Origin of the sequence: Actinokineospora spheciospongiae (assembly GCF_003182415.1) — a bacterium.
Taxonomy (GTDB): domain Bacteria; phylum Actinomycetota; class Actinomycetes; order Mycobacteriales; family Pseudonocardiaceae; genus Actinokineospora; species Actinokineospora spheciospongiae.
Genome location: NZ_QHCP01000005.1, coordinates 451133 through 472230 on the forward strand (window position 1 = coordinate 451133; position 21098 = coordinate 472230).

The following is a 21098-nucleotide window of genomic DNA, read 5'->3' on the forward strand; positions in this document are numbered from 1 at the left end:
GCCCCGGGTTCAGTTCTGGGACCGGGCGACCAGGTCGTTCAGGCCCGCCAGCAGGTGCTCCGGTCGGGGGGAGCGCTGCGGGTCGAGCAGCCACTGCAGGGCGAGCCCGTCGCAGACGGCGAGGATGAAGCCCGCCACGGCGGTGCAGCGGGGGTCGTCGGCGTGGACGTCGGCGTCGCCGTAGGAGGTGGCGACGATCTCGGCCACCCGGGTGCGGGTGCGGTCCTGCACCTCGGCGAGTTGTTCGCGCAGTGCAGGGTCGCGTTCGGCCTGGGCGAGGGCTTCGACGAAGCTCAGCAGCAGCGCGCGCTTGTCGGCCAGGTGCAGCAGCACGGTCGCCCAGGTGAGGTGGGCGCGTTGCAGCGGGGAGGCGTGCGGGTCGGCCAGGGCGACTTCGGCGAGGGCGTCGGTCCACTCCTCGAACACGTCGCCCAGGGCGGCGTTGAGCAGGCCGTTCTTGGAGCCGAAGTGGTAGCCGATCGAGGCCAGGTTGGTGCCGGAGGCGGCCACCAGGTCGCGCGCGGTGATGTGCGCGTAGCCCTTGTCCTCCAGCAGCCGCCGGGCGGCGTCGAGCAGCAGTTCCCGATGTCCCACCCGTGCAGGGTAGTTGCCCCGTCCATCTATACGGATGTATAAATCCGGGGAGCAGACCAGCGGGAGGTCCGATGAGTTCGGCCGAAGTCGACAACCACGCCAGCGACACCCTCCCCGACGGGCCCCGGCTGCCACGGGCGGTGCAGACGATCCTGTTCATGCGCTCCCGGGCCCGCTTCTCCCCGCGCTGGCAGGCCCGCTACGGCCACACCTACACCGTCCGCCTCGCCGCCGGGCGCACCGTGGTCGCGGTGACCCGACCGGAGGACATCCGCGAGGTCTTCGCCGGGTCGCCGTCGGTGTTCCACGCCGGGGAGGGCAACGCGATCCTGGCCCCGGTCATGGGGCACGAATCAGTCCTCATCCTCGACGAGGCCGCGCACCTGTCCGCGCGCAAGCGCTTGATGCCCGCGTTCAACGGGGCCGCCCTGCGCGGCTACGGCGGGATGATGGAGGGGCTGGCGACGGCGGCCGCGGAGAAGTGGCCGGTGGGCAAGCCGTTCGCCACGCACCGCACCATGAACGAGGTGACCCTGGAGATCATCCTCCGGGTCGTGTTCGGCATGGCCGAGGGCGAGCGCCTGGCGAAGCTGCGCCCGCTGATCAACAAGGTCACCGACATCGGCCCGATCGCGGTCCTCGGCTGGACCTTCCCGAAGCTCGGCGGCCTGTGGCCGTGGAAGCGCAACGCCGAGAACATCACCGCCGTCGACGCCCTGCTGTACGAGGAGATCGCCGAGCGCCGGGGCCGCCCCGACCTCGCCACCCGCGACGACGTGCTCTCCCGCCTGCTGGCCGCCGACCCGGACGCCCGCGCGGTCGAACTCCGCGACCACATGATGACGCTGCTGCTCGCGGGCCACGAAACCACCGCCACCGCGCTCGCCTGGTCCCTGCACGAACTCTCCCGCCGCCCCGAGGTCCTGCGCGCCGCCCAGCGGGCCGCCGACACCGGCGACGACGACTACCTCCAGGCGGTGGCCAAGGAAGCCATGCGCCTGCGCCCCATCATCTACAGCGTCGCCCGCCGCCTCACCGAACCCACGGTGATCGCGGGCCACCGCCTGCCGAGGGGCACCATCGTCTCGCCCAGCATCGGCCTGGTGCAGCGCAACCCGGACCACTTCGACGACCCGGACGAGTTCCGCCCCGAGCGCTTCCTCGGCACCTCACCGGAATCGGGCACGTGGATTCCGTTCGGCGGCGGCGTCCGCCGCTGCCTGGGGGCGGGGTTCTCGCTGCAGGAGGCGGTGGTGGTCCTGCGCGCGATCCTGACCCGCTACGACCTGGAACCGGTGGGGCCGCCCGAGCCGCCCAAGTCGCGCAACATCACGCTGATCCCGTCGAAGGGTGCCCGCGTCATCGCCCGTCGGCGCTGATCCGGCCCTGCTGAGTCATGTGTTTCGGGCTCAAGCCCGGGGTTTGTGGGTGTGCCTGGCTGGGTGTGCTCGGCTTTCGAGCGCCGGGTTTTTTGCGGGTGTGCCCGGCTGGGTGGATGTGTTTGGCCGGGGCCCCTATGGCGATCATGTGCTCCAGTGTGACCGGGTGGGGCTGAAAAGATGCCCCACCGCCCAGGCAGGCTGTCACATGATCGCCACCCCCGGCCAAACACATCCACCCACCCGGGCAGTTGACTCGCTGGACCGCCGGTTCTCGGGGTGGGCGGCTGGCCAATCGCATCCACCCACCCGGGCGTTTGCTTGGCCGGGCCGGCGGTTTTCGGGGTGGGCGGCTGGCCGAGCGCATCCATCCACCCGGGCATTCGCTCGCCGGGCCGCCGGTTCTTGGGGTGGTCGGCCTGCGTTCAGGACATTCACTCCACCCGGGCATTCGCTCGCCGGGCTGGCGGTGTGGTGGGTAGTTGGCGGCTGCGCTGATGGGGTTCGGCGCGGCTGCCGGGCCGCCGGGCCGGGGGCGGCTGGTTGTGCTGCGCCGGCCGGGTGGTTGGGCGGCGGTTTGTGGGTGGCTGGTTGGCTTTGGGGCGGGTCCTAGAGCCTGCGGTTGGCCAGTACCGGGATCGCCTCGCGGGTCTTGGTCACCGAGTCCGGGTCGATGTCCACCACCAGCAGGTCCGGGGTTGGGCCCAGTGAGGCCGCGATCGCGCCGGTCGGGGTCGCGACCAGGCTGTGGCCGATGCCGGTCGGGGCCTTGCTCGGGGTGCCGGGGTCGGCTTGGCCGCAGGCCAGCACCCACGCCGTGGCGTCGAGGGCGCGGGCGCGGACCAGGAGTTCCCATTGCTCCCGCTTGCCCTCGCCCGCCCCCCACGACGCCGCCACCAGCAGTGCCGCCGCGCCCTGGGCGGCCAGTGCTCGGTACAGCTCGGGGAACCGTACGTCGTAGCAGGTGGTGAGGCCGAGGGTCAGGTCGTCGACGGTCACCGTGACCAGTTCCGAACCCGGGGCGACCGTGCGGGACTCGGTGAAGCCGAACGCGTCGAAGAGGTGGATCTTGTCGTAGCCGCGGTGTTCGCCGCGGCCGGTGATCAGGAGGGTGTTGAACACCCGGCCGTCGTCGGCCGGGGTGAACATGCCCGCGACCACCAGCACGCCGTGCTCGTCGGCGATCTCGCGCACCGCCGAGGCCCACGGGCCGTCCAGCGGTTCGGCGATCGGGCCCAGGGGCACGCCGAAGCAGCACTGGGTGGCCTCCGGGAACAGCACCAGCGAGGCCCCCGCCCGCGCCGCCGCGGCGACCCCGGAGCGGACCGCCGCCAGGTTCGCCGCCGGGTCCGGGGTCGAGGTGATCTGACACAGCGCCGCGCGCACTCCGCAACCTCCTGCCGCCGGGGACCCGACTACCCTCGGGTCCCGTGCCGTTCCTGTCCCTCCGCCGCGGTCCGGTCGCGGTGGTGTTCGCCAGTGTCCTCCTGGTCCCCGCCTGCACCACCGACCCCACACCGCCCGCCTCGGGGGACCCGGACGGCAGTTCGCTGGTGATCGGGGTCGCCGCCGAGCCCACCACGCTGGACCCGGTGGCCGGGTACGCGCCGTTCGGTTCCGCGCAGGTCTTCGACGGGCTGGTGGAGCACGCGCCCGGCGGCGCGCTGCGGCCCGCGCTGGCCACCGGCCTGCCCACCCCGGCCCCCGACGGCCGCTCGTGGACCGTGGCGCTGCGCACCGACGTCAGCTTCACCGACGGCAGCGCCTTCGACTCCGGGGACGTGGTGGCGACCTACCGGTCGGTGCTGGCCGCCGACGCCCCGCTGCGCGGTCGGTTCTGGATGCTGTCCGGGGTGCAAGCGGTCGACAAGACCTCGGTGCGGTTCGACCTCAACGCCCCCTGGGCGCAGTTCCCGGAGCTGCTGACCCTGGGCGTGAAGTCCGACGGGCCGCCGTCCGACCCGCCCGTGGGCACCGGGCCCTACCAGGTCGTGAGCTGGACCCGGGGTGTCTCGCTGGAGTTGGAGGCGAACCGGGCGTACTTCGCCGGTCCGCCGGAGATCACCAGGGTGACCCTGGAGTTCCTGCCCGACGACGAAACCCGCGCCCGGCGGATGCGCGAGGGCAGGCTCGACGGCGCCGCGCTGCCGCCGACGCTGGCTGAGGAGTTCGCCAAGACCAATGGCCTGGCCGTGGTCGAGCACAGCAGCGCCGACCTGCGCGCCGTCTCGATCCCCGCGGGCTCGACCGCCGCCGACCCGGCCGTCCTGCTCGCGCTCAACCTCGCCGTCGACCGGGACGCGCTCGTCCGGGACGCGTTGGCGGGCAAGGGGACCGCCGCGTCGCAACCGGTGCCCGAGGTGGCCGCCGAGTTCGTCGAACCCGCCGCCGCCTTCCGGCGCGACACCGCCAGGGCGGCCGAGGTGCTGCTGGCGGCGGGCTGGGTGCCCGGGGCCGACGGGGTGCGGACCCGGGGCGGCGCGGTGGCCGCGTTCGACCTGGCCTACCCGGCGACCGACCTGGTCTCGCGCGACCTGGCCACGGCCTTCGCCAAGTCCGCCGCCGCCGTGGGCGTCAAGGTCACGCCCAAGCCCGCCGACGCCACCACCGACCCGGCCACGCCGAGGCTGACCGCCTTCGGTGACCCGTTCGACCCGGACCGGGCGCTGTACCCGCTGCTGCACCCCGGCGGCGGCGCGGTCGCCGCCGCCCTCGACGCGGAGCGGGCCACCACCGACCCTGCGCAGCGCGCGGTCGCGTTCCGCGCACTGCAACGCGCCTACGCCGCCGCACCGACCATGGTGGTGCTCGCCGCGGTCGACCACACCTACGTGCTGCGCGAGAACTGGAACGGCTACCGGCCGGTCGTCGACACGACCGGCACCGACCACACCTGGGGGCCCTGGTGGAACCTGTCGACCTGGACACCGCGCTGACCGCGCTCGACCCCGACGGCTGGGACGCCGCCCGGGTCCTCGCCGACACACCCGGCGCCCGGGGCCAGGTGTTCCTCGACAGCGCGGGTTCCTCGCTGCCGCCGACACCGGTCCTCGACACCGTTGTCGGGCACCTGCGCCGGGAAGCCGAGGTCGGCGGCTACCGGGCCGCGGCCGAGCGCGCCGACGACCTGGCCGAGGGCTACGCCGTGTTCGCCGAACTCCTGGGCTGCGCGCCCGACGAGGTCGCGTTCACCGACAGCGCCACCCGCTCCTGGCTCGCCGCCGTCGACGCCGTCCCGCTGGCCGAGGGTGACCGGGTCCTGGTCACCGAGGCCGAGTACGCGGGCAACGCCGTGCCGCTGCTCAACCTCGCCGCGAAGGCGGGCGCGACCGTCGAGCCGGTGCCGTCCGGCCCGGACGGCACCGTGGACCTCGACGCGCTGACCCGGCTCCTCGACGAGCGGGTCAGGCTGGTCTCGCTGGTCCACGTGCCCACCAACGGCGGCCTGGTCAACCCGGTCCGCGAGGTCGCCGACGCCGCGCACGCCGTGGGCGCCCTGGTCCTCCTCGACGCCTGCCAGTCCCTCGGCCAGCTCCCGCTGGACGTCGGCGCGCTGGGCGTCGACCTGCTCAGCGGCACCGGGCGCAAGTGGCTGCGCGGCCCGCGCGGCACCGGTGTGCTGGTCGTCCCCGCGCACGTCCGCGAGCGGCTGAGCCCGCGCCTGGTCGACCTGCACAGCGGTTCGTGGGTGGCTCCGGGGGAGATCGAGCTGCGCCGGGACGCGCGGGTGTTCGAGCTGTGGGAGTGCTCGATCGCCGACCGGCTGGGTCTGATCGCCGCCGCCCGCTACGCCCTCGACCTCGGGCCGGATGCCATCGCCGCCGCCGTGGGCGCCCGCGCGGAGCACCTGCGGGCGGGGCTGTCGGCGCTGCCCGGGGTCGAGGTGCGCGACCAGGGCACCCGGCGCTGCGGCATCGTCACCTTCACCGTCGAGGGGGTCGCGGCGGAGGCCGTGCGCGACGCGCTGCGCGGGCAGGGCATCACCGTGACGGTCAGCGGCCGGTCCTCGACCCGGCTGGACATGACCCGGCGCGGCTTGGAGCAGGTGGTGCGGGCCTCGCCGCACTACTTCGTCGGGCGGTCGCAGTTGGACACGGCGGTGGCCGCGGTGCGCACCATCCGGTGAGCTGGGGCACCGCGCGCTGAGCCGCCCGGCCCGACGCCTTACCCTGGTGGGGTTCGCCGAACTCCGGAAGGACCCCATGCTCTCGCGTACCGATCTGCGCTCCGCCGTCCCGTCCGCCGCCGAGCTGCGCACCACGCTGCCCCGCGCCGAGGTCGACGTGGACGCGGCGCTGCATCTGGTGCGACCCATCGTCGAGGACGTGCGCACCCGCGGGGTCGACGCCGCGCTGGAGCTGACCGAGCGCTTCGACGGCGTGCGCCCGGCGAGCGTCCGGGTGCCCGCCGAGGCGCTGGCATCCGCGCTGGCCGGGTTGGACCCGGCCGTGCGGGCCGCGCTGGAGGAGTCGACCTCCCGCGCCCGCCGGGTGCACGCCGACCAGGTGCGCGTCGACAAGACCACCCAGGTCGTGCCCGGCGGCACCGTCACCGAGCGCTGGGTGCCGGTCTCCCGGGTCGGGCTGTACGTGCCCGGCGGGCTCGCGGTGTACCCGTCGAGCGTGGTCATGAACGTCGTCCCGGCGCAGGCCGCGGGCGTGGAGTCGCTGGTGGTGTGCTCACCGCCGCAGGCCGCGTTCGACGGCCTGCCGCACCCGACGGTCCTGGCCGCCGCCGCGCTGCTCGGCGTCGAGGAGGTGTGGGCGGTCGGCGGCGCGCAGGCCCAGGCGCTGCTGGCCTACGGCGGCACCGACACCGACGGCACCGAACTGGCCCCGGTCGACCTGGTCACCGGGCCGGGCAACATCTACGTCGCCGCGGCCAAGCGGCTGCTGCGCGGCCTGATCGGCATCGACGCCGAGGCGGGCCCCACCGAGATCGCCATCCTCGCCGACGAGACCGCCGACCCGGTGCACGTCGCCGCCGACCTGATCAGCCAGGCCGAGCACGACCCGCTGGCCGCCAGCATCCTGGTCACCACCTCGGTCGCCCTGGCCGACGAGGTCGACGCCGAGCTGGAGCGCCAGGTCAAGGCCACCCGGCACGCCGAGCGGGTCACCACCGCGCTGACCGGCGCCCAGTCCGGCACCGTGCTGGTGGCCACCGTCACCGACGGGCTGCGGGTGGTCGACGCCTACGCCGCCGAGCACCTGGAGATCCAGACCGCCGACGCGCGCGCCGTCGCGGCCCGGGTGCGCAACGCGGGCGCGGTGTTCGTCGGCGCCTGGTCCCCGGTGTCGCTGGGCGACTACTGCGCGGGCTCCAACCACGTGCTGCCCACCGGCGGCTGCGCCCGGCACTCCTCGGGGCTGTCGGTGCAGACGTTCCTGCGCGGCATCCACGTCGTCGACTACAGCGAGGACGCGCTGCGCGAGGTGTCCGGGCACGTCGTCGCCCTCGCCGAGGCCGAGGACCTGCCCGCGCACGGCCAGGCCGTCACCGCCCGCTTCCGGGACGGGGCGTGACCGCCCCCGGCTCCCGCGCGGAGCTGTCCGACCTGCCGCTGCGCGCGGACCTGCGCGGCCGGTCCCCGTACGGGGCGCCGCAGCTCGACGTGCCGTACCAGCTCAACACCAACGAGAACCCGTACCCGCCGCCGCCGGAGCTGGTCGCCGACATCACCGCGGCCACCGCCGAGGTCGCCGCGACCCTGCACCGCTACCCGGACCGCGACGCGGTCGGCCTGCGCACCGACCTCGCCGCCTACCTGTCCTCGGCCACCGGGCTCGAGCTGTCCACGGCGAACCTGTGGGCCGCCAACGGGTCCAACGAAATCCTCCAGCAGGTACTCCAGGCCTTCGGCGGCCCGGGGCGCTCCGCGCTGGGCTTCGAGCCGTCGTACTCGATGCACCCGATCATCGCCGCGGGCACCCGCACCGAGTGGGCCCCCACCCCGCGCCGCGCCGACTTCTCCCTCGACGTGGCCGCCGCGGTGGCGGTGCTCGCCGAGCGCGCGCCGGACGTGGTCTTCGTGACCAGCCCGAACAACCCCACCGGCCAGTCCATCCCGCTGACAGACCTGCGCGCGCTGGTCGAGGCCGCCCCGGGCGTCGTCGTGGTCGACGAGGCGTACGCGGAGTTCTCCCCGCAAGACAGCGCGGTGCACCTGATCGAGGAATTCCCCACCCGGGTGATCGTCAGCCGCACCATGAGCAAGGCGTTCGCGTTCGCGGGCGGGCGGCTGGGCTACCTCGCCGCCGCCCCGGCCGTGGTCGACGCCCTGCTGCTGGTCCGCCTGCCCTACCACCTGTCGTCGCTGACGCAGGCCGCCGCCCGCGCGGCGCTGCGGCACGCCGAGGGCACGCTCGCCTCGGTGCACCGGCTCGCCGCCGAACGCGACCGCGTGGCGCACGCCCTGCGCGGCCTCGGCGCCCAGGTCGTCCCCAGCGACGCCAACTTCATCCTCTTCGGACACTTCGACGACCCGGCCGCCGCCTGGCAGTCCTACTTGGACCGGGGCGTCCTGGTCCGGGACGTCGGCATCCCCGGGCACCTGCGGGTCACCGTGGGCACCCCGGAGGAGAACGACGCCTTCCTGTCCGCCAGCAAGGAGATCGTGTGATGACCAACCGCATCGGCCGCGTCGAGCGCAGCACCCGCGAGTCCTCCGTGCTCGTCGAGATCGACCTCGACGGCTCGGGCAAGGTGGAGGTCAGCACCGGCGTCCCCTTCTTCGACCACATGCTCACCGCCTTCGGCACCCACGGCTCCTTCGACCTCACGGTCCGCGCCACCGGCGACATCGAGATCGACGCCCACCACACGGTCGAGGACACCGCCATCGTCCTGGGCCAAGCCCTCCGCGAGGCCCTGGACGACAAGAAGGGCATCCGCCGCTTCGGCGACTGCTGGATTCCGATGGACGAAACCCTCGCCCACGCCGCCGTCGACGTCTCCGGCAGGCCCTACTGCGTGCACACGGGCGAACCGGAGGTCATGGTCGGCTTCACGGTCGGCGGCAACTACCCCACGGTCCTCAACCGCCACGTCTTCGAGTCCATCGCCTTCCACGCCCAGGTCGCCCTGCACCTGCGCGTCGTGCACGGCCGGGACCCGCACCACATCACCGAGGCCGAGTACAAGGCCTTCGCCAGGGCCCTGCGCGCCGCCACCGAACCGGACCCCCGGGTCGGCGGCATCCCGTCGACCAAGGGCGTGCTCTAGGGCCTGTCCTGCCGAGCCCGGGACCTTGGTTGGGATGCCCGGGTGGTTGTGCTCTGTTTTCAAAGCCCGGGGTTTTGGTGGGTGTGCCTGGGTGGGTGCGCTCAGCTTTCGAGCGCCGGGTTTTTTTGCGGGTGTGCCCGGCTGGGTGGATGTGTTTGGCCGGGGCCCCTATGGCGATCATGTGCTCCAGTGTGACCGGGTGGGGCTGAGAAGATGCCCCACCGCCCAGGCAGGCTGTCACATGATCGCCACCCCCGGCCAAACACATCCACCCACCCGGGCAGTTGGCTCGCCGGGCCGGCGGTTTTCAGGGTGGTCGGCTGGGCCGCTGCGCCGGTGGGGTTCGCGGTGGCTGGTGGCCGGGTCGGCGATTGGCGGGGTGGTCGGCTGGGCAAGTACATCCACCCATTCGGGCCTTCGCGTAGCCGGGGTGCCGGTTCTCGGGGGGCTGGTATCCACCCACCCACCTGGGCAGTGGCTCGCCGGGCCGGGGGTTTGGGGTGGTCAGCCTGCTCTGAGGACATGCTCTAGGGTTCGACCCGCCACCCGGATCGAGAGCGGAGCGCGCACAGTGCCCAAGGAAGTCGTGGTCATCGCCCTGATCGCCCTCGCGGGCATCCTCGTCGGTGGTGTCTACTCCACGTACAAGACCGCCAAGGTCGCCGCCGTCGTCCTGGGCCTGCTCGCCCTGGTCGCGGCGGGCGGCGCCGTCGCCTGGTACGTCTCCGGCTGATCCGGGCGGGTCAGCCGATCCCGCCCTCGGTGCGCGCCTTCAACTTCGGTGCCCCGGGGCCGAACTGGGCCAGCCGGTCGTCGGTGTTCGCCAGCAGGCAGGACTTCAACGACAGGCACCCGCACCCGATGCAGGTGTCGAGGTTGTCGCGCAGTCGTTGCAGCGAGTCGATCCGGGCGTTCAGCTCGCCGCGCCAGGTCTTCGACAGCCGGTGCCAGTCCGACTTGGTCGGGGTGCGCTGGTCGGGGAGGGTGGCCAGGGCGTCGCGGATCTCCTCCAGGCTCAGGCCCACCCGCTGCGCCGTGCGGATGAACGCCAGCCGCCGCAGGACCGCCCGGGGGTAGCGCCGCTGGTTGCCCGCGGTGCGCACCGAGTGGATCAGCCTGCGTTCCTCGTAGAAGCGCAGCGCGGTGTGCGGCACGCCACTGCGGTCGGCGACCTCGCCGATGGTCAGCACGTCGGGGAGCTTGGACACCCTCCCGAGACTACCCGCGACCTCCAGGTAGGTCGAAGTACCGCGGCGGCACCCCGGCGGTGAGCCACACCCCGTTCTCGCTGCGGTGGAACACGTGCCCGTCGGCGGCCATCACCGCGGCGCGCACCACCAGCACCACCGGCCTGCCGCGCCGCGCCCCGACCGCCAGGGCCGTGTCCTCGGTCGCCGACAGGTGCACGTGCTGTCGGTTCATCGGCCGCAGCCCCTCGGCGGCGATCGCGCCCAGGGCCGCCGCGACCGTGCCGTGGTAGAGCACCGCGGGCGGGTCGAGCGGGGGCAGGCCGAGGTCGACCGGCACGCTGTGGCCCTGGCTGGCGCGGATGCGGGTGCCGGTCCCGTCGAAGGCGAAGCGGCGCTTGTTGTTGCGCGCCACCACCTCCTCCAGCTCCGCCCGGTCCAGGCCCAGCGCGGCCAGCACGTCGGCGACGGGGACCCAGCCCGCCCCGTCCAGGGTCAGCCCGGCGCTCGCCGGGTCGTGCCGGAGCACCTTCGACAGCCGCTTGGACCGCCGGATCATCTGCTTGTCGTCCATCTCGACACCGAGTGCACCACACCGGCGGCATTCCGCGCGACGGAGTTGACTGTTGACCTCCAGCGCACTGGAGGTCGCACAGTCGTCCCATGAACACCTACGCGGAACTGCCCGCCCTCTACGACCGCCTGATCGGCGACGAGAAGCACCACCTCGCCGCCACCTCGACCCTCGACGTGCTGTGGGTCCTGTACGACCGGGTCCTGCGCGTCGACCCGGCCCACCCCGACGCCCCCGACCGCGACCGCTTCCTGCTGTCCAAGGGGCACGGCCCGATGGCCTACTACGCCATCCTGGCGGCCAAGGGCTTCTTCGAGAAGTCCACACTGGACAACTGGCTCGACTTCGGCTCGATCCTGGGGTACCACCCCGACCGCACGCTGGTCCCGGGCGTGGAGATCGGCTCCGGTTCGCTCGGCCACGGCCTGCCGATCGCCCTGGGCCAGGCGATCGGGCTGTCCGGGCCGCGGGTGTTCGTGCTGCTCGGCGACGGTGAGCTGGACGAGGGCAGCAACCACGAGGCCATCGCGGTGGCGGGCCGCCGCGGGCAGGCGAACCTGACCGCGGTGGTGGTCGACAACGCCAGCGCCACCCACGGCTGGCCCGGCGGCATCGCCGCCCGCTTCGCCGTCGAGGGCTGGGTGACCGCCACCGCCGACGGCCGCGACCACGACGCGCTGGAGCGCGCCCTCACCACCGACCACCCCGACGCGCCGCTGGCCGTCGTCGCCGAGATCAGGGAGAACTGACATGACCACCCAGACCCACCAGACCACCCAGACCCAGCGGGCCACTGGGATGCGCGAAGCCTTCGTCCACACCCTCGCCGACGCCCTCGACCGGGACGACCGGGTGGCCCTGGTCCTCGCCGCCATCTCCGCCGACCGGTTCACCGACCAGTTGCGCCGCCACCCGGACCGGGTCGTCGACGTCGGCATCCGAGAACAGGCGATGATCGGCGTGGCGGCCGGGCTCGCCCTCACCGGCCACCGGACCGTGGTCCACTCCTACGCGCCGTTCCTCGTCGAGCGCCCCTACGAGCAGATCAAGCTCGGCCTCGGCCACCAGGGCGTCGGCGCCATCCTGGTCAGCATCGGCGCCTCCCACGACGACCCGGCCACCGGCCGCACCCACCAGGCCCCCGCCGACGTCACCCTGCTCGACGCCCTCCCCGGCTGGACCATCCACGTCCCCGGCCACGGCGACGAGGTCGCCCCGCTGCTGACCGCCGCCCTCGCCACCGACGACCGGGTCTACCTGCGCCTGTCGACCAGGCAGAACACCACCCCGATGCCAGCGGCACCGGGGTTCACCCCACTGCGCCACGGCGGCCTGGGCGTGGTCGTGGCGGTCGGCCCGGTCCTCGACCAGGTGCTCGCGGCCACCGAGGGCCTGGACGTGACGGTGCTCTACACCAACACGATCCGCCCCTTCGACCGCACCGGCCTGCGCGCAGCGGTGGACTCGTCGGCCCCCGCCGTGGTCGTGGTGGAGCCCTACCTGCGCGACACCTCCGCCGCCGAGGTCGCCACCACCCTGCGCGACCTGCCGCACCGCCAACTCAACCTCGGCACCCGCCGCGACAGTGAGTTGCGCGCCTACGGCACACCGGAACAACACGACGCGGTGCACGGCCTCGACGCGGCGGGCATCGCCGTGAGCGTGCGCGATTTCCTGCGGGTGGGTTAGACGTGCAGGACCCGGCGGCGGGCAGGCTCCTCGGCGGTGAGCGCCAGGGCCTCCCGCGCCGTGGTCGGCATCGGCTCCGGCTCGTCCACCGGCTCACCCCCGGCCCGCGCGGAAAGCACCGCCAGCGCCAACCCCACCCACAGCAGGGCGAGCGGAACAGGCCAGAACACGTCCTCGCTGGCCGCGAGGTACCCGTTGACCACCGCGGCCAGTGCGAGCGCCGCGGCGATGATCCAGCGGGAGGTCCCACCACCGTGGGTCCGGGTCAGCGAAGTCCGCACGTCTTCCTCCACCATCACACGACCAGCCCCGACAGCTTTCAGGTGAGTACCCAGGTCAGCGGCACTTTTATCGAGGCGGGCATCACAGTTCGATAACGGAGGGTTTGGCGCGCGCATCCGCGCGGGCGACTAGGCTGGAGGGGTGGCACGAGTCGTCGTACTGGACTACGGATCAGGCAACCTTCGCTCCGCCGAACGCGCCCTGCGCCGCGTCGGCGCCGACGTGGAGGTCACCGGTGACTTCACCGCGGCGGTCGAGTGCGACGCCCTGGTCGTCCCCGGCGTCGGCGCGTACGCCGCCTGCATGGAGGGCCTGCGCGCGGTCCGCGGCGACCGGATCATCGGCCGCAGGCTGGCCGGTGGGCGCCCGGTGCTGGGGATCTGCGTTGGCATGCAGGTCCTGTTCGACCGGGGCATCGAGCACGGCGTGGAGACCGACGGCTGCGCGGAGTGGCCGGGCACGGTGGACCGGTTGCGGGCGGAGGTCGTGCCGCACATGGGGTGGAACACCGTGCGGGCACCGGAGAAGTCGGTCCTGTTCGCGGGCCTCGACCCCGACGCCCGCTTCTACTTCGTGCACTCCTACGCAGCCCGCACCTGGGAGCTGAACCCCGAGCCCCCGATGATCCCGCCCCTGGTCACCTGGGCCGACCACGGCGGCCCGTTCGTGGCCGCCGCCGAGAACGGCCCCCTGGCGGCCACCCAGTTCCACCCGGAGAAGTCCGGCGACGCGGGCGCCCAACTGCTGGAGAACTGGCTCAGCGCCTCGGTGTGACCCGGGCGGGCGACCGAGTGGAGGTGGCCGGCTAGGCTGCCCGGGTGAGCTTCTACCTCCTCCCGGCCGTCGACGTCGTGGACGGCAAGGCCGTCCGCCTGACCCAGGGCGAGGCGGGCACCGAAACCGCCTACGGCACCCCGCGCGACGCCGCCCACGCCTGGCAGGCCGACGGCGCCGAGTGGATTCACCTCGTCGACCTCGACGCCGCCTTCGGCCGGGGCGACAACCGCGCCCTCACCGCCGAGGTCGTCGGCAGCCTCGACGTCAAGGTCGAACTCTCCGGCGGCATCCGCGACGACGCCACCCTGGCGGCGGCACTGGCCACCGGCTGCGCCCGGGTCAACCTCGGCACCGCCGCCCTGGAGAACCCCGAGTGGTGCGCCCGGGTCCTCGCCGAGCACGGCGACCGCATCGCCATCGGCCTCGACGTCCGCCTCACCGACGGCGAGTACCGCGTCGCCACCCGGGGCTGGACCACCGACGGCGGCTCCCTCTGGGACACCCTCGACCGCCTCGACCGCGACGGCTGCACCCGCTACGTCGTCACCGACGTCAGCAAGGACGGCACCCTCACCGGCCCCAACGTCACCCTCCTGCGCGAGTTCGCCGCCCGCACCGAGTCCCCGGTCGTCGCCTCCGGCGGCGTCTCCAGCCTCGACGACCTCCGCACCCTGTCCGCCCTCGCCGAGGAGGGCATCGAGGCCGCGATCGTGGGCAAGGCCCTCTACAACGGCAACTTCACCCTGCCCGAGGCCCTCGCCGCAGTCCGCTAGAACCTGCTGCGGCCTAATCCAAGGTCACGGCGATGGCGGCGGAGCCGTCGGCGCCGCGGCGCAGGCGGCTGCCGATCATGGTGATCCAGCCGACCAGGCCGTACTTCTTGCGGATCTTCGCCAGGCTGTCCCCGGCCTCACCCTTCGGCAGGATGCGGGCGGTTCCCGGGTACACGGGACCGGACGGGACGCCGCGGATGTCGCAGGCGGCGACCTCGACCCTGGGGTTGTTCCGGATTCGCTTCACCTTGCCCGCCACCGCGGCGGTCCAGAAGACCAGCCGGTCGCCGTCGCGGAGAATCCAGACGGGGGTGCCGACCGCGCTGCCGTCGCGCTTGAAGGTGCGGACGAGCAGGTACTTGCCGTCGCCGAGTTCGGACAGGGGCTCCATGGGGCGGACCCTAGAGCATGTTCCCGGAGCCCGCCCCCGCCGCGTGGCGGGACCGACCGGCCGGGAACGTTCACCGTGAATTCCGCCGAACAGGGGGTGTGACATCTTGCCTGGCGGTGTAACCCTGAGAGGCGTGACCACCACGCCGTTCGACCGCCGCGCGTTCCTCAAGTCCTCCGCCGTGGCCGGTGGGACGCTGCTCGTCCCGGCCGCGCTGGCCGGGGCGGCCACCGCCGCTGCCGCCGCCCCGCCGCAGTTCGCCCACGGCGTCGCCTCCGGTGACCCGCTCCCGGACGACGTCCTGATCTGGACCCGGGTCACCCCGACCCCTGAGGCGGCCCCCGGGTCCGGGGCGGGGCCCGAGGTGGACGTGCGCTGGGAGGTGGCCACCGACGCCGCGTTCGCGTCCGTGGTGCGCTCGGGCAGCGCGCGCACCGGGCCCGCCGCCGACCACACGGTCAAGGTCGCCGTCGGCGGGCTCAGCCCGGCGACCGCCTACTTCTACCGCTTCTCCCTCGACGGCACGACCTCCGAGGTGGGGCGCACCCGCACCGCCCCGGCGACCGACGCCGCCGTGTCGAAGCTGCGCCTGGGCCTGGTGTCGTGCTCCAACTGGCAGGCGGGCTACTTCTCCGCCTACCGCCACCTCGCCGCCCGCACCGACCTGGACGGCGTCCTGCACGCCGGTGACTACCTCTACGAGTACCGGGCGGGCAGCTACACCGCGCGCGGTGTGACCATCCGCCCGCACTCCCCGGCGAACGAGATCACCACCCTGGCCGACTACCGGCAGCGGCACGCCCAGTACAAGACCGACCCGGACCTTCGCGCGCTGCACCTGGCCCAGCCCTGGTTCATCACCTGGGACGACCACGAGTACGCCAACGACACCTGGTCCGGCGGCGCGGAGAACCACCAGCCGGAGGAGGGGGACTGGAACGCCCGCAAGGCCGCCGCCCGGCAGGCGTACTTCGAGTGGATGCCGGTCCGCCAGGGACCCGGCGGGGAGATCTACCGCCGCTTCCGCTGGGGCAGGCTGGCCGAGCTGTCCATGTTGGACCTGCGCAGCTACCGCTCGCAGCAGACCACCCCCTCCTCAGGTGACCCCGGGGCCCCCGACCGCACCATCACCGGCGACGCCCAGATGGCCTGGCTCAAGTCCGGGCTGTCGGGCACCGACGCCCAGTGGAAGCTGGTCGGCAACTCGGTGATGATCACCCCGATCTCGGTGGGCAACCTCGAAGCCCGCTTCCTGGAGGCGGTCGGCGAACTCATCGGCCTGCCCGTCGGCGGTGTGGCGGCCAACTCCGACGCCTGGGACGGCTACACCGCCGACCGGCAGGAACTGCTCGGCCACCTCAAGGACAACCGCGTCAAGAACACCGTCTTCCTCACCGGCGACATCCACTCCTCCTGGGGCGCGGACGTGCCGCTCGACCGGTCGAGCTACTGGTGGAACGGCAACAGCGCGGCCGTCGAGTTCGTCACGACCTCGGTCACCAGCGACAACATCGACGACATCCTCAAGGTCGACCCGCGCACGGTCTCCGTGCTCGCCGAATCCGCGTTACGCGTCGGGAACCCGCACCTGAAGTACGTCGAACTCGACAGCCACGGCTACTCGGTGGTCGACGTCGACCCGCAGCGCGTGCAGGTGGACTGGTTCCACCTCTCCGACCGCACCAGCCCGACCGCCACGGCGCGGCACGCCAAGTCCCTGGCCACGGTCAGCGGTTCGCAGAAGGTCACCTCGGCCTCCGGCCCGGTCGCCTAGCGCGGCGGCGGTCCCGGTCCGCGTGCCTGCGGGCCGGGGCGCCACCCGGGTCAGCCCACGTAGAGGGCCAGCCCGTTCTGCGACAGCACCTGGTTGATCGGCACGTAGTAGGAGGTCCCGCCGACGGTGCAGTTGCCCGAGCCCGCGAGCAGCACGCCCACCGCCTGCGTCCCGGCGAGCACCGGGCTGCCCGCGTCGCCGAACTCGAAGCAGGTGTTCGTGCGGGTGAGGCCGGTGATCGCGCCGCCGGGGAAGTTCACCGTCTGGTTGACCGCCTGCACGGTGCCGCAGCGGTAGCCGCTCGTGGGGCTGCTGGTGCACACCGACGAGCCGATGGCGGGCGACCGCGTGCCGGTGACCGTGACCAGGCGGGAGCCGACGCGCACCTGCGCGGTCGGGGTGGAGCCCGGCGGCGGGACCGCCGCCGTCACCGGCTGCGCGGACCCGGTGCAGGCGCCGAGCACGATGACGCGGTGCGCGTTCGCGGGGGTCTTGGCGTTGAACGCCACCCGGCAGGGCACGCCGTTCACCAGGACCGTGTCGCCGCCGACGATCGCGGCGGTGGGGGCCGCCGCCGCGACCGGGGCGCCCAGGACGACCATCAGCAGCGCGATGAGTACCCGCATGGGGTCCGCCTTCCCTTTCCGCTCAGGGTAAACGGACAAAAACCCCGGCGACAGCGGCTGATCGGGCGTCGGTCCGGCTGCCCGGCGGTGCGGCACCGGGGCACCTGCCATGTCCACACAGGATCGAGCGGGTCGCCGCGCCTGCTCGACGGCGACCGGGTCGGCGTGTTCCCCGGTCGCCGCACCCGCACTGACCTGCGCACCCGCGATCGCGCGGCCCCACCGCGGGCGCCCGGGCGGGAACCGATGGCCGATTCGCGCGGGATGACGAACGTCACGTCCCGCTGCCCGCGCCGACCCCGGGCACGATCCCCAGGCAGGCGACAACAGCAGCGGGATCGGCCAGGTGCCCGACCCCCCTACCGGTGAGTTTTCCCCCGTCGGGACCTGTCGGGCACCAACGCGGGTCGCTAGCGTGGCGGCGTCCGCAGAAGGTGGAGGTCCCATGCCGCCCGCTCAGCCGCTGTCCCGACTGCTCGCCGACCTGACCGGCGACCGCCAGGCGCTGCGCGGTGAGCGCGGACCGGTCCTGGTCGTCGGCACCCTCCGCCGCGGCGTCGCGCTGTGGGAGTCCGCCATCGCCGACTTCGACGCGGGCGCCGACGCCGCCGTGCTCATCGACTCCGTCGAGCGCGCGCTGACCCCGGACGGGGAACTCGCCGCCGAGATCGCCCGCTCCCGCGACGTGTTCGAGCACGGCGTCCCGCTGCCGGTGGACCGCTTCCTGCTCACCGTCGCCCCGGAACTCGACGCCCTCGTCGAGCGCAGCCGGACGGTGGTGGGGGCGCTGCGCAAGGCCGTCGCCCTGGAGCGCCGCTCGCGCAGCCGCTGGCGCGGCACCGGCAACCGGGCCACCGCCCTGGTGGACCGCGACCTGGTGATGGAGGACGTGCGGGTGCGGGTGCGCGGGCTGCTGGAGCAGACCACCGCGCTGATCGACGCCCTGGACCGCTTCCTGGCCCGCTCCAGCTTCTAGACCGGGTTCAGGAGGCCCGGGTTCGCGGTGCCCGCGCCACGCCCGTGGCCCGTGGTCGTCGGCGATCGGGTGACCCCGACCCCGTAGGCTCGCGGGCATGCCAGTAGCTGTCCGGGTCATCCCCTGCCTCGACGTCGACGCCGGTCGGGTGGTCAAGGGGGTCAACTTCACCGACCTGGTGGACGCGGGGGACCCGGTGGCGCTGGCCGCCGCCTACGACGCCGAGGGCGCCGACGAGCTGACCTTCCTCGACGTCACCGCCTCCTCCGGCGACCGCGAGACCACCTACGACGTGGTCCGCCGCACCGCCGAGCAGGTGTTCATCCCGCTCACCGTGGGCGGCGGCGTGCGCGAGGTCGCCGACATCGACCGGCTGCTGCGCGCCGGGGCGGACAAGGTGAGCATCAACACCGCCGCCATCGCCCGCCCCGACTTCCTCCGCGAGGCCTCGCACCGCTACGGCGCCCAGTGCATCGTGCTGTCCGTGGACGCCCGCCGCGTCCCCGGGGGCGCGGAGCCGACCGCCTCCGGCTTCGAGGTGACCACCCACGGCGGCAGGCGCGGCACCGGCATCGACGCGGTCGAGTGGGCCGAGCGCGGCCAGGAACTGGGTGTCGGCGAGATCCTGCTCAACTCCATGGACGCCGACGGCACCAAGGCCGGGTTCGACCTGCCGCTGATCGAAATGGTCCGGGCCAGGGTGGACGTCCCGCTCATCGCCAGCGGCGGCGCGGGCGCCCTGGAGCACTTCGCCCCGGCGGTCGAGCGCGGCGCCGACGCGGTGCTGGCCGCCAGCGTCTTCCACTTCGGCCAACTGCGCATCGGCGAGGTCAAGGACACCCTGCGCGGCGCGGGGGTCGTGGTCCGGTGACGACCGCCCGCCCGCTGGAGGTCAGGCTGGCACTGGGCATCCTCGCCGGGGCCGCCGCCCTGTTCGTCGCCATTGCCCTGGTCCGCCTCGGCGAGGACCCGGGGGCCGTGCGGTTCCCGATCGTCCTGGGCGTGCTCGGGCTCCTGGTCGTGGCCACGCTGTGGCTGCGGTGGCGGGCCGCCCGCGCCGTCGCCCTGGGCTACGCCACCGTCGCCGTCCTGGTGCACGTGCTGATCGCCCTCGGCGACCTGCCGGTGTGGGTGCGCGCCGCCTCCGGCGTGCTGGCCGCCGCGCACGCCTACGCCGTGGTCCTGCTGCTGACCCGCCCGTCGACCGAGCACTTCGCGAGGAGCACCCCGTGACCGAGCCCACCACCCTGGACCCGGCGATCGCCGCCCGGCTCAAGCGCAACGCCGACGGCCTGGTGTGCGCGGTGGCCCAGCAGTGGGACACCCGCGAGGTCCTGATGGTCGCCTGGATGGACGACGAGGCCCTGCACCGCACCCTCACCACCGGCCGCGCCACCTACTTCTCCCGCAGCCGCCAACAGCTCTGGGTCAAGGGCGACACCTCCGGCCACACCCAGAAGGTCCACGACGTCCGCCTCGACTGCGACGGCGACGCGGTGCTGGTCCTGGTCGAGCAGGAGGGCGCCGCCTGCCACACCGGCGACCCCACCTGCTTCGACGCCACGTCTCTGCTGCACCAGGACTGAGCGCAGACAGAGACGGGGCCGGAGCCAGGCCAGGGCTGGGCTGGGTTGGCCAGCCGCAGGTCACTCCGAACCCGATCGGGCACAGCAACAACAGCCGACCGCCCCGAGAACCGCCGGCCCGGCGAGCGAACTGCCCGGGTGGGTGGAAGTCCTGAACGCAGGCCGACCACCCCACCAACCGCCGGTCCGGCGAGCCAACTGCCCGGGTGGGTGGATGTCCTCAACGCAGGCTGGCGACCCCACCAACCGCCGGTCCGGCTACGCCCCTGCCCGGGTGGGTGGATGTGTTTGGCCGGGGGTGGCGATCATGTGACAGCCTGCCTGGGCGGTGGGGCATCTTTTCAGCCCCACCCGGTCACACTGGAGCACATGATCGCCATAGGGGCCCCGGCCAAACACATCCACCCAGCCGGGCACACCCACCGAAACCCGGGCTCGAAAGCTGAGCACATCCACCCAGCCGGGCACACCCACCAAAACCCCGGGCTCGAAAGCCGAGCACATCCACCAAAACGACCGGGCTTTGAACAAGAACCAGCCAGCCGAACCTAGTCCAACCGCCCAGTCAGATACCGCTGGATGTTCGGCCCCACAGCCGCCACCAACCCGTCCACCCCAGCGGAAGCCAGCGGCTCGAAGTGCACCACGTACCGCACCATCCCCAGCCCCATCACCTGCGACGCCACCAGCGTCGCCCGCAGCTCCCGCCCGTCCTCCGCAACAAGATCACTGATCCGCCCGAACAGGTTCTCCAGGAAGAAGTCGCGCAGTGAACTCCCCGCATCCGCGTGCGTGGCGACGCTGCGCACCAGAGCGGTGAACCGCGTACCGCCCTCGGCGTCCCAGCTCGTCAGGAACGCCCGCGCCATCCGTGCGCCCAACTGCCCGGCCGGTCCGCTGCGCAGGTGCGCGACCAGCGGCTCCACCTCGAACGGCAGCCGCAGCACGGCCTCGGCGAACAGCGTTTCCTTGCCGCCGAACCAGTGGTTGACCATGGCCGCGTCCACCCCGGCGCGGCGAGCGATGGCGCGCACCGTGGCCCCGCTGTAGCCCTGCTCGGCGAAGACCTCGCGGGCGGCGGCCAGCAGGGCGGCCCGGGTGTCGGCGCCACCGGGGCGCCTGCCCCGCCTGCGCCCGGTGCCTGGCCCGGGTGGCCCGGCGGTCGGTGTGCTCATCACCGGACATCATGCCCGAAACCGGGTCCGCGCAGGTCACCGATGCCCTCGACCCGGTGCCGGGGGTGGCGCCGGGGGCACGGCAGAATGA

The 21098-nt window shown here is 73.4% G+C and carries 24 protein-coding genes; 16 read left to right on the forward strand and 8 right to left on the reverse strand.

Annotation, left to right across the window (positions count from 1 at the left end; all coding sequences use genetic code 11):
• Positions 1–9 precede the first annotated feature (9 nt).
• Positions 10–594, reverse strand: a complete 585-nt coding sequence (locus DFQ13_RS16240; protein WP_035283391.1) for a TetR/AcrR family transcriptional regulator — start codon at positions 592–594, stop codon at positions 10–12.
• A 71-nt stretch (positions 595–665) separates the two neighbouring features.
• Between DFQ13_RS16240 and DFQ13_RS16245 the strand changes: the two genes are divergently transcribed.
• Complete coding sequence (locus DFQ13_RS16245; protein WP_110080382.1) at positions 666–1973, forward strand: cytochrome P450; 1308 nt, start codon at positions 666–668, stop codon at positions 1971–1973.
• Between the two features lie 609 nt (positions 1974–2582).
• Here DFQ13_RS16245 and DFQ13_RS16250 read toward each other — a convergent pair.
• Positions 2583–3359: a carbon-nitrogen hydrolase family protein gene (locus DFQ13_RS16250; RefSeq protein ID WP_110080383.1), complete on the reverse strand. Its 777-nt coding sequence runs from the start codon at positions 3357–3359 to the stop codon at positions 2583–2585.
• Positions 3360–3403: 44 nt separating this feature from the next.
• Between DFQ13_RS16250 and DFQ13_RS16255 the strand changes: the two genes are divergently transcribed.
• From DFQ13_RS16255 to DFQ13_RS33880, 6 genes are all read left to right on the forward strand, one after another.
• Positions 3404–4909, forward strand: coding sequence for an ABC transporter substrate-binding protein (locus DFQ13_RS16255; protein ID WP_233438438.1), 1506 nt, complete (start codon positions 3404–3406; stop codon positions 4907–4909).
• Entirely contained in the window at positions 4879–6099 is a 1221-nt protein-coding gene (locus DFQ13_RS16260; RefSeq protein ID WP_233438439.1) for an aminotransferase class V-fold PLP-dependent enzyme, read from the forward strand. Before DFQ13_RS16255 ends, DFQ13_RS16260 begins: the two co-directional genes overlap by 31 nt.
• Positions 6100–6175: 76 nt before the next feature.
• Positions 6176–7498, forward strand: a complete 1323-nt coding sequence (gene hisD / locus DFQ13_RS16265; protein ID WP_035286666.1) for a histidinol dehydrogenase — start codon at positions 6176–6178, stop codon at positions 7496–7498.
• Entirely contained in the window at positions 7495–8595 is a 1101-nt protein-coding gene (locus DFQ13_RS16270; protein WP_110080385.1) for a histidinol-phosphate transaminase, read from the forward strand. Before hisD ends, DFQ13_RS16270 begins: the two co-directional genes overlap by 4 nt.
• On the forward strand, positions 8595–9197 hold the full coding sequence (gene hisB / locus DFQ13_RS16275; protein ID WP_110080386.1) for an imidazoleglycerol-phosphate dehydratase HisB: 603 nt from the start codon (positions 8595–8597) through the stop codon (positions 9195–9197). The genes DFQ13_RS16270 and hisB overlap by 1 nt, the downstream gene beginning before the upstream one ends.
• A gap of 571 nt (positions 9198–9768) precedes the next feature.
• Positions 9769–9930, forward strand: a complete 162-nt coding sequence (locus DFQ13_RS33880) for a hypothetical protein (protein WP_181400002.1) — start codon at positions 9769–9771, stop codon at positions 9928–9930.
• A gap of 10 nt (positions 9931–9940) precedes the next feature.
• Here the strand turns inward: DFQ13_RS33880 and soxR are convergent, their stop codons facing one another.
• Both soxR and DFQ13_RS16285 read right to left on the reverse strand, forming a co-directional pair.
• Entirely contained in the window at positions 9941–10405 is a 465-nt protein-coding gene (soxR, locus tag DFQ13_RS16280; protein WP_035283411.1) for a redox-sensitive transcriptional activator SoxR, read from the reverse strand.
• 10 nt (positions 10406–10415) lie between these two features.
• Positions 10416–10958, reverse strand: coding sequence for an RNA 2'-phosphotransferase (locus DFQ13_RS16285; protein ID WP_035283413.1), 543 nt, complete (start codon positions 10956–10958; stop codon positions 10416–10418).
• An 89-nt stretch (positions 10959–11047) separates the two neighbouring features.
• On the opposite strand from DFQ13_RS16285, the gene DFQ13_RS16290 reads away from it, so the two are divergent.
• Entirely contained in the window at positions 11048–11707 is a 660-nt protein-coding gene (locus DFQ13_RS16290; RefSeq protein WP_035283415.1) for a thiamine pyrophosphate-dependent enzyme, read from the forward strand.
• 1 nt (position 11708) lies between these two features.
• Positions 11709–12647 carry a transketolase family protein gene (locus DFQ13_RS16295; protein ID WP_219994473.1) on the forward strand — a complete coding sequence of 313 codons (939 nt, stop codon included), beginning with the start codon at positions 11709–11711 and terminating at the stop codon, positions 12645–12647.
• On the opposite strand, the gene DFQ13_RS16300 is transcribed toward DFQ13_RS16295, so the two are convergent.
• Positions 12644–12928, reverse strand: a complete 285-nt coding sequence (locus DFQ13_RS16300; RefSeq protein WP_146241247.1) for a hypothetical protein — start codon at positions 12926–12928, stop codon at positions 12644–12646. The two genes, DFQ13_RS16295 and DFQ13_RS16300, sit on opposite strands and share 4 nt — an antisense overlap.
• A 142-nt stretch (positions 12929–13070) precedes the next feature.
• On the opposite strand from DFQ13_RS16300, the gene hisH reads away from it, so the two are divergent.
• Both hisH and priA read left to right on the forward strand, forming a co-directional pair.
• Entirely contained in the window at positions 13071–13703 is a 633-nt protein-coding gene (hisH, locus tag DFQ13_RS16305) for an imidazole glycerol phosphate synthase subunit HisH (RefSeq protein WP_035283418.1), read from the forward strand.
• 44 nt (positions 13704–13747) lie between these two features.
• Positions 13748–14479 carry a bifunctional 1-(5-phosphoribosyl)-5-((5-phosphoribosylamino)methylideneamino)imidazole-4-carboxamide isomerase/phosphoribosylanthranilate isomerase PriA gene (priA, locus tag DFQ13_RS16310; protein ID WP_110080387.1) on the forward strand — a complete coding sequence of 244 codons (732 nt, stop codon included), beginning with the start codon at positions 13748–13750 and terminating at the stop codon, positions 14477–14479.
• A 13-nt stretch (positions 14480–14492) separates the two neighbouring features.
• Here priA and DFQ13_RS16315 read toward each other — a convergent pair whose 3' ends face one another.
• Positions 14493–14870, reverse strand: a complete 378-nt coding sequence (locus tag DFQ13_RS16315; protein WP_035283420.1) for a PPOX class F420-dependent oxidoreductase — start codon at positions 14868–14870, stop codon at positions 14493–14495.
• A gap of 133 nt (positions 14871–15003) precedes the next feature.
• Here DFQ13_RS16315 and DFQ13_RS16320 point away from each other — a divergent pair, with 133 nt between their 5' ends.
• Positions 15004–16644, forward strand: coding sequence for an alkaline phosphatase D family protein (locus DFQ13_RS16320; RefSeq protein ID WP_181400003.1), 1641 nt, complete (start codon positions 15004–15006; stop codon positions 16642–16644).
• A 50-nt stretch (positions 16645–16694) separates the two neighbouring features.
• Here the strand turns inward: DFQ13_RS16320 and DFQ13_RS16325 are convergent, their stop codons facing one another.
• Positions 16695–17270: a S1 family peptidase gene (locus tag DFQ13_RS16325; RefSeq protein WP_110080388.1), complete on the reverse strand. Its 576-nt coding sequence runs from the start codon at positions 17268–17270 to the stop codon at positions 16695–16697.
• Between the two features lie 445 nt (positions 17271–17715).
• Here DFQ13_RS16325 and DFQ13_RS16330 point away from each other — a divergent pair, with 445 nt between their 5' ends.
• The 4 genes from DFQ13_RS16330 (at position 17716) to hisI (ending at position 19832) form a co-directional block, all read left to right on the forward strand.
• Positions 17716–18246 carry a hypothetical protein gene (locus DFQ13_RS16330; protein ID WP_110080389.1) on the forward strand — a complete coding sequence of 177 codons (531 nt, stop codon included), beginning with the start codon at positions 17716–17718 and terminating at the stop codon, positions 18244–18246.
• 97 nt (positions 18247–18343) lie between these two features.
• The gene (gene hisF / locus DFQ13_RS16335; protein WP_035283423.1) at positions 18344–19117 is read left to right on the forward strand and encodes an imidazole glycerol phosphate synthase subunit HisF; all 774 of its coding nucleotides are present in this window, start codon (positions 18344–18346) and stop codon (positions 19115–19117) included.
• The gene (locus tag DFQ13_RS33135; protein ID WP_146241248.1) at positions 19114–19479 is read left to right on the forward strand and encodes a hypothetical protein; all 366 of its coding nucleotides are present in this window, start codon (positions 19114–19116) and stop codon (positions 19477–19479) included. Before hisF ends, DFQ13_RS33135 begins: the two co-directional genes overlap by 4 nt.
• Complete coding sequence (hisI, locus tag DFQ13_RS16340) at positions 19476–19832, forward strand: phosphoribosyl-AMP cyclohydrolase (RefSeq protein WP_035283425.1); 357 nt, start codon at positions 19476–19478, stop codon at positions 19830–19832. Before DFQ13_RS33135 ends, hisI begins: the two co-directional genes overlap by 4 nt.
• A gap of 548 nt (positions 19833–20380) precedes the next feature.
• Here hisI and DFQ13_RS16345 read toward each other — a convergent pair.
• The gene (locus DFQ13_RS16345; protein WP_035278245.1) at positions 20381–21007 is read right to left on the reverse strand and encodes a TetR/AcrR family transcriptional regulator; all 627 of its coding nucleotides are present in this window, start codon (positions 21005–21007) and stop codon (positions 20381–20383) included.
• Positions 21008–21098: the final 91 nt, after the last annotated feature.

Bases quoted from the DNA above. Each gene is read 5' to 3' on its own strand.
- DFQ13_RS16290 (WP_035283415.1), top strand. From the start codon at position 11,048: ATGAACACCTACGCGGAACTGCCCGCCCTCTACGACCGCCTGATCGGC.
- DFQ13_RS16330 (WP_110080389.1), top strand. From the start codon at position 17,716: ATGCCGCCCGCTCAGCCGCTGTCCCGACTGCTCGCCGACCTGACCGGC.
- hisD (WP_035286666.1), top strand. From the start codon at position 6,176: ATGCTCTCGCGTACCGATCTGCGCTCCGCCGTCCCGTCCGCCGCCGAG.
- hisF (WP_035283423.1), top strand. From the start codon at position 18,344: ATGCCAGTAGCTGTCCGGGTCATCCCCTGCCTCGACGTCGACGCCGGT.
- hisB (WP_110080386.1), top strand. From the start codon at position 8,595: ATGACCAACCGCATCGGCCGCGTCGAGCGCAGCACCCGCGAGTCCTCC.
- DFQ13_RS16285 (WP_035283413.1), bottom strand. From the start codon at position 10,958: ATGGACGACAAGCAGATGATCCGGCGGTCCAAGCGGCTGTCGAAGGTG.
- DFQ13_RS16325 (WP_110080388.1), bottom strand. From the start codon at position 17,270: ATGCGGGTACTCATCGCGCTGCTGATGGTCGTCCTGGGCGCCCCGGTC.
- DFQ13_RS16295 (WP_219994473.1), top strand. From the start codon at position 11,709: ATGACCACCCAGACCCACCAGACCACCCAGACCCAGCGGGCCACTGGG.
- DFQ13_RS16345 (WP_035278245.1), bottom strand. From the start codon at position 21,007: ATGAGCACACCGACCGCCGGGCCACCCGGGCCAGGCACCGGGCGCAGG.
- DFQ13_RS16315 (WP_035283420.1), bottom strand. From the start codon at position 14,870: ATGGAGCCCCTGTCCGAACTCGGCGACGGCAAGTACCTGCTCGTCCGC.
- DFQ13_RS16245 (WP_110080382.1), top strand. From the start codon at position 666: ATGAGTTCGGCCGAAGTCGACAACCACGCCAGCGACACCCTCCCCGAC.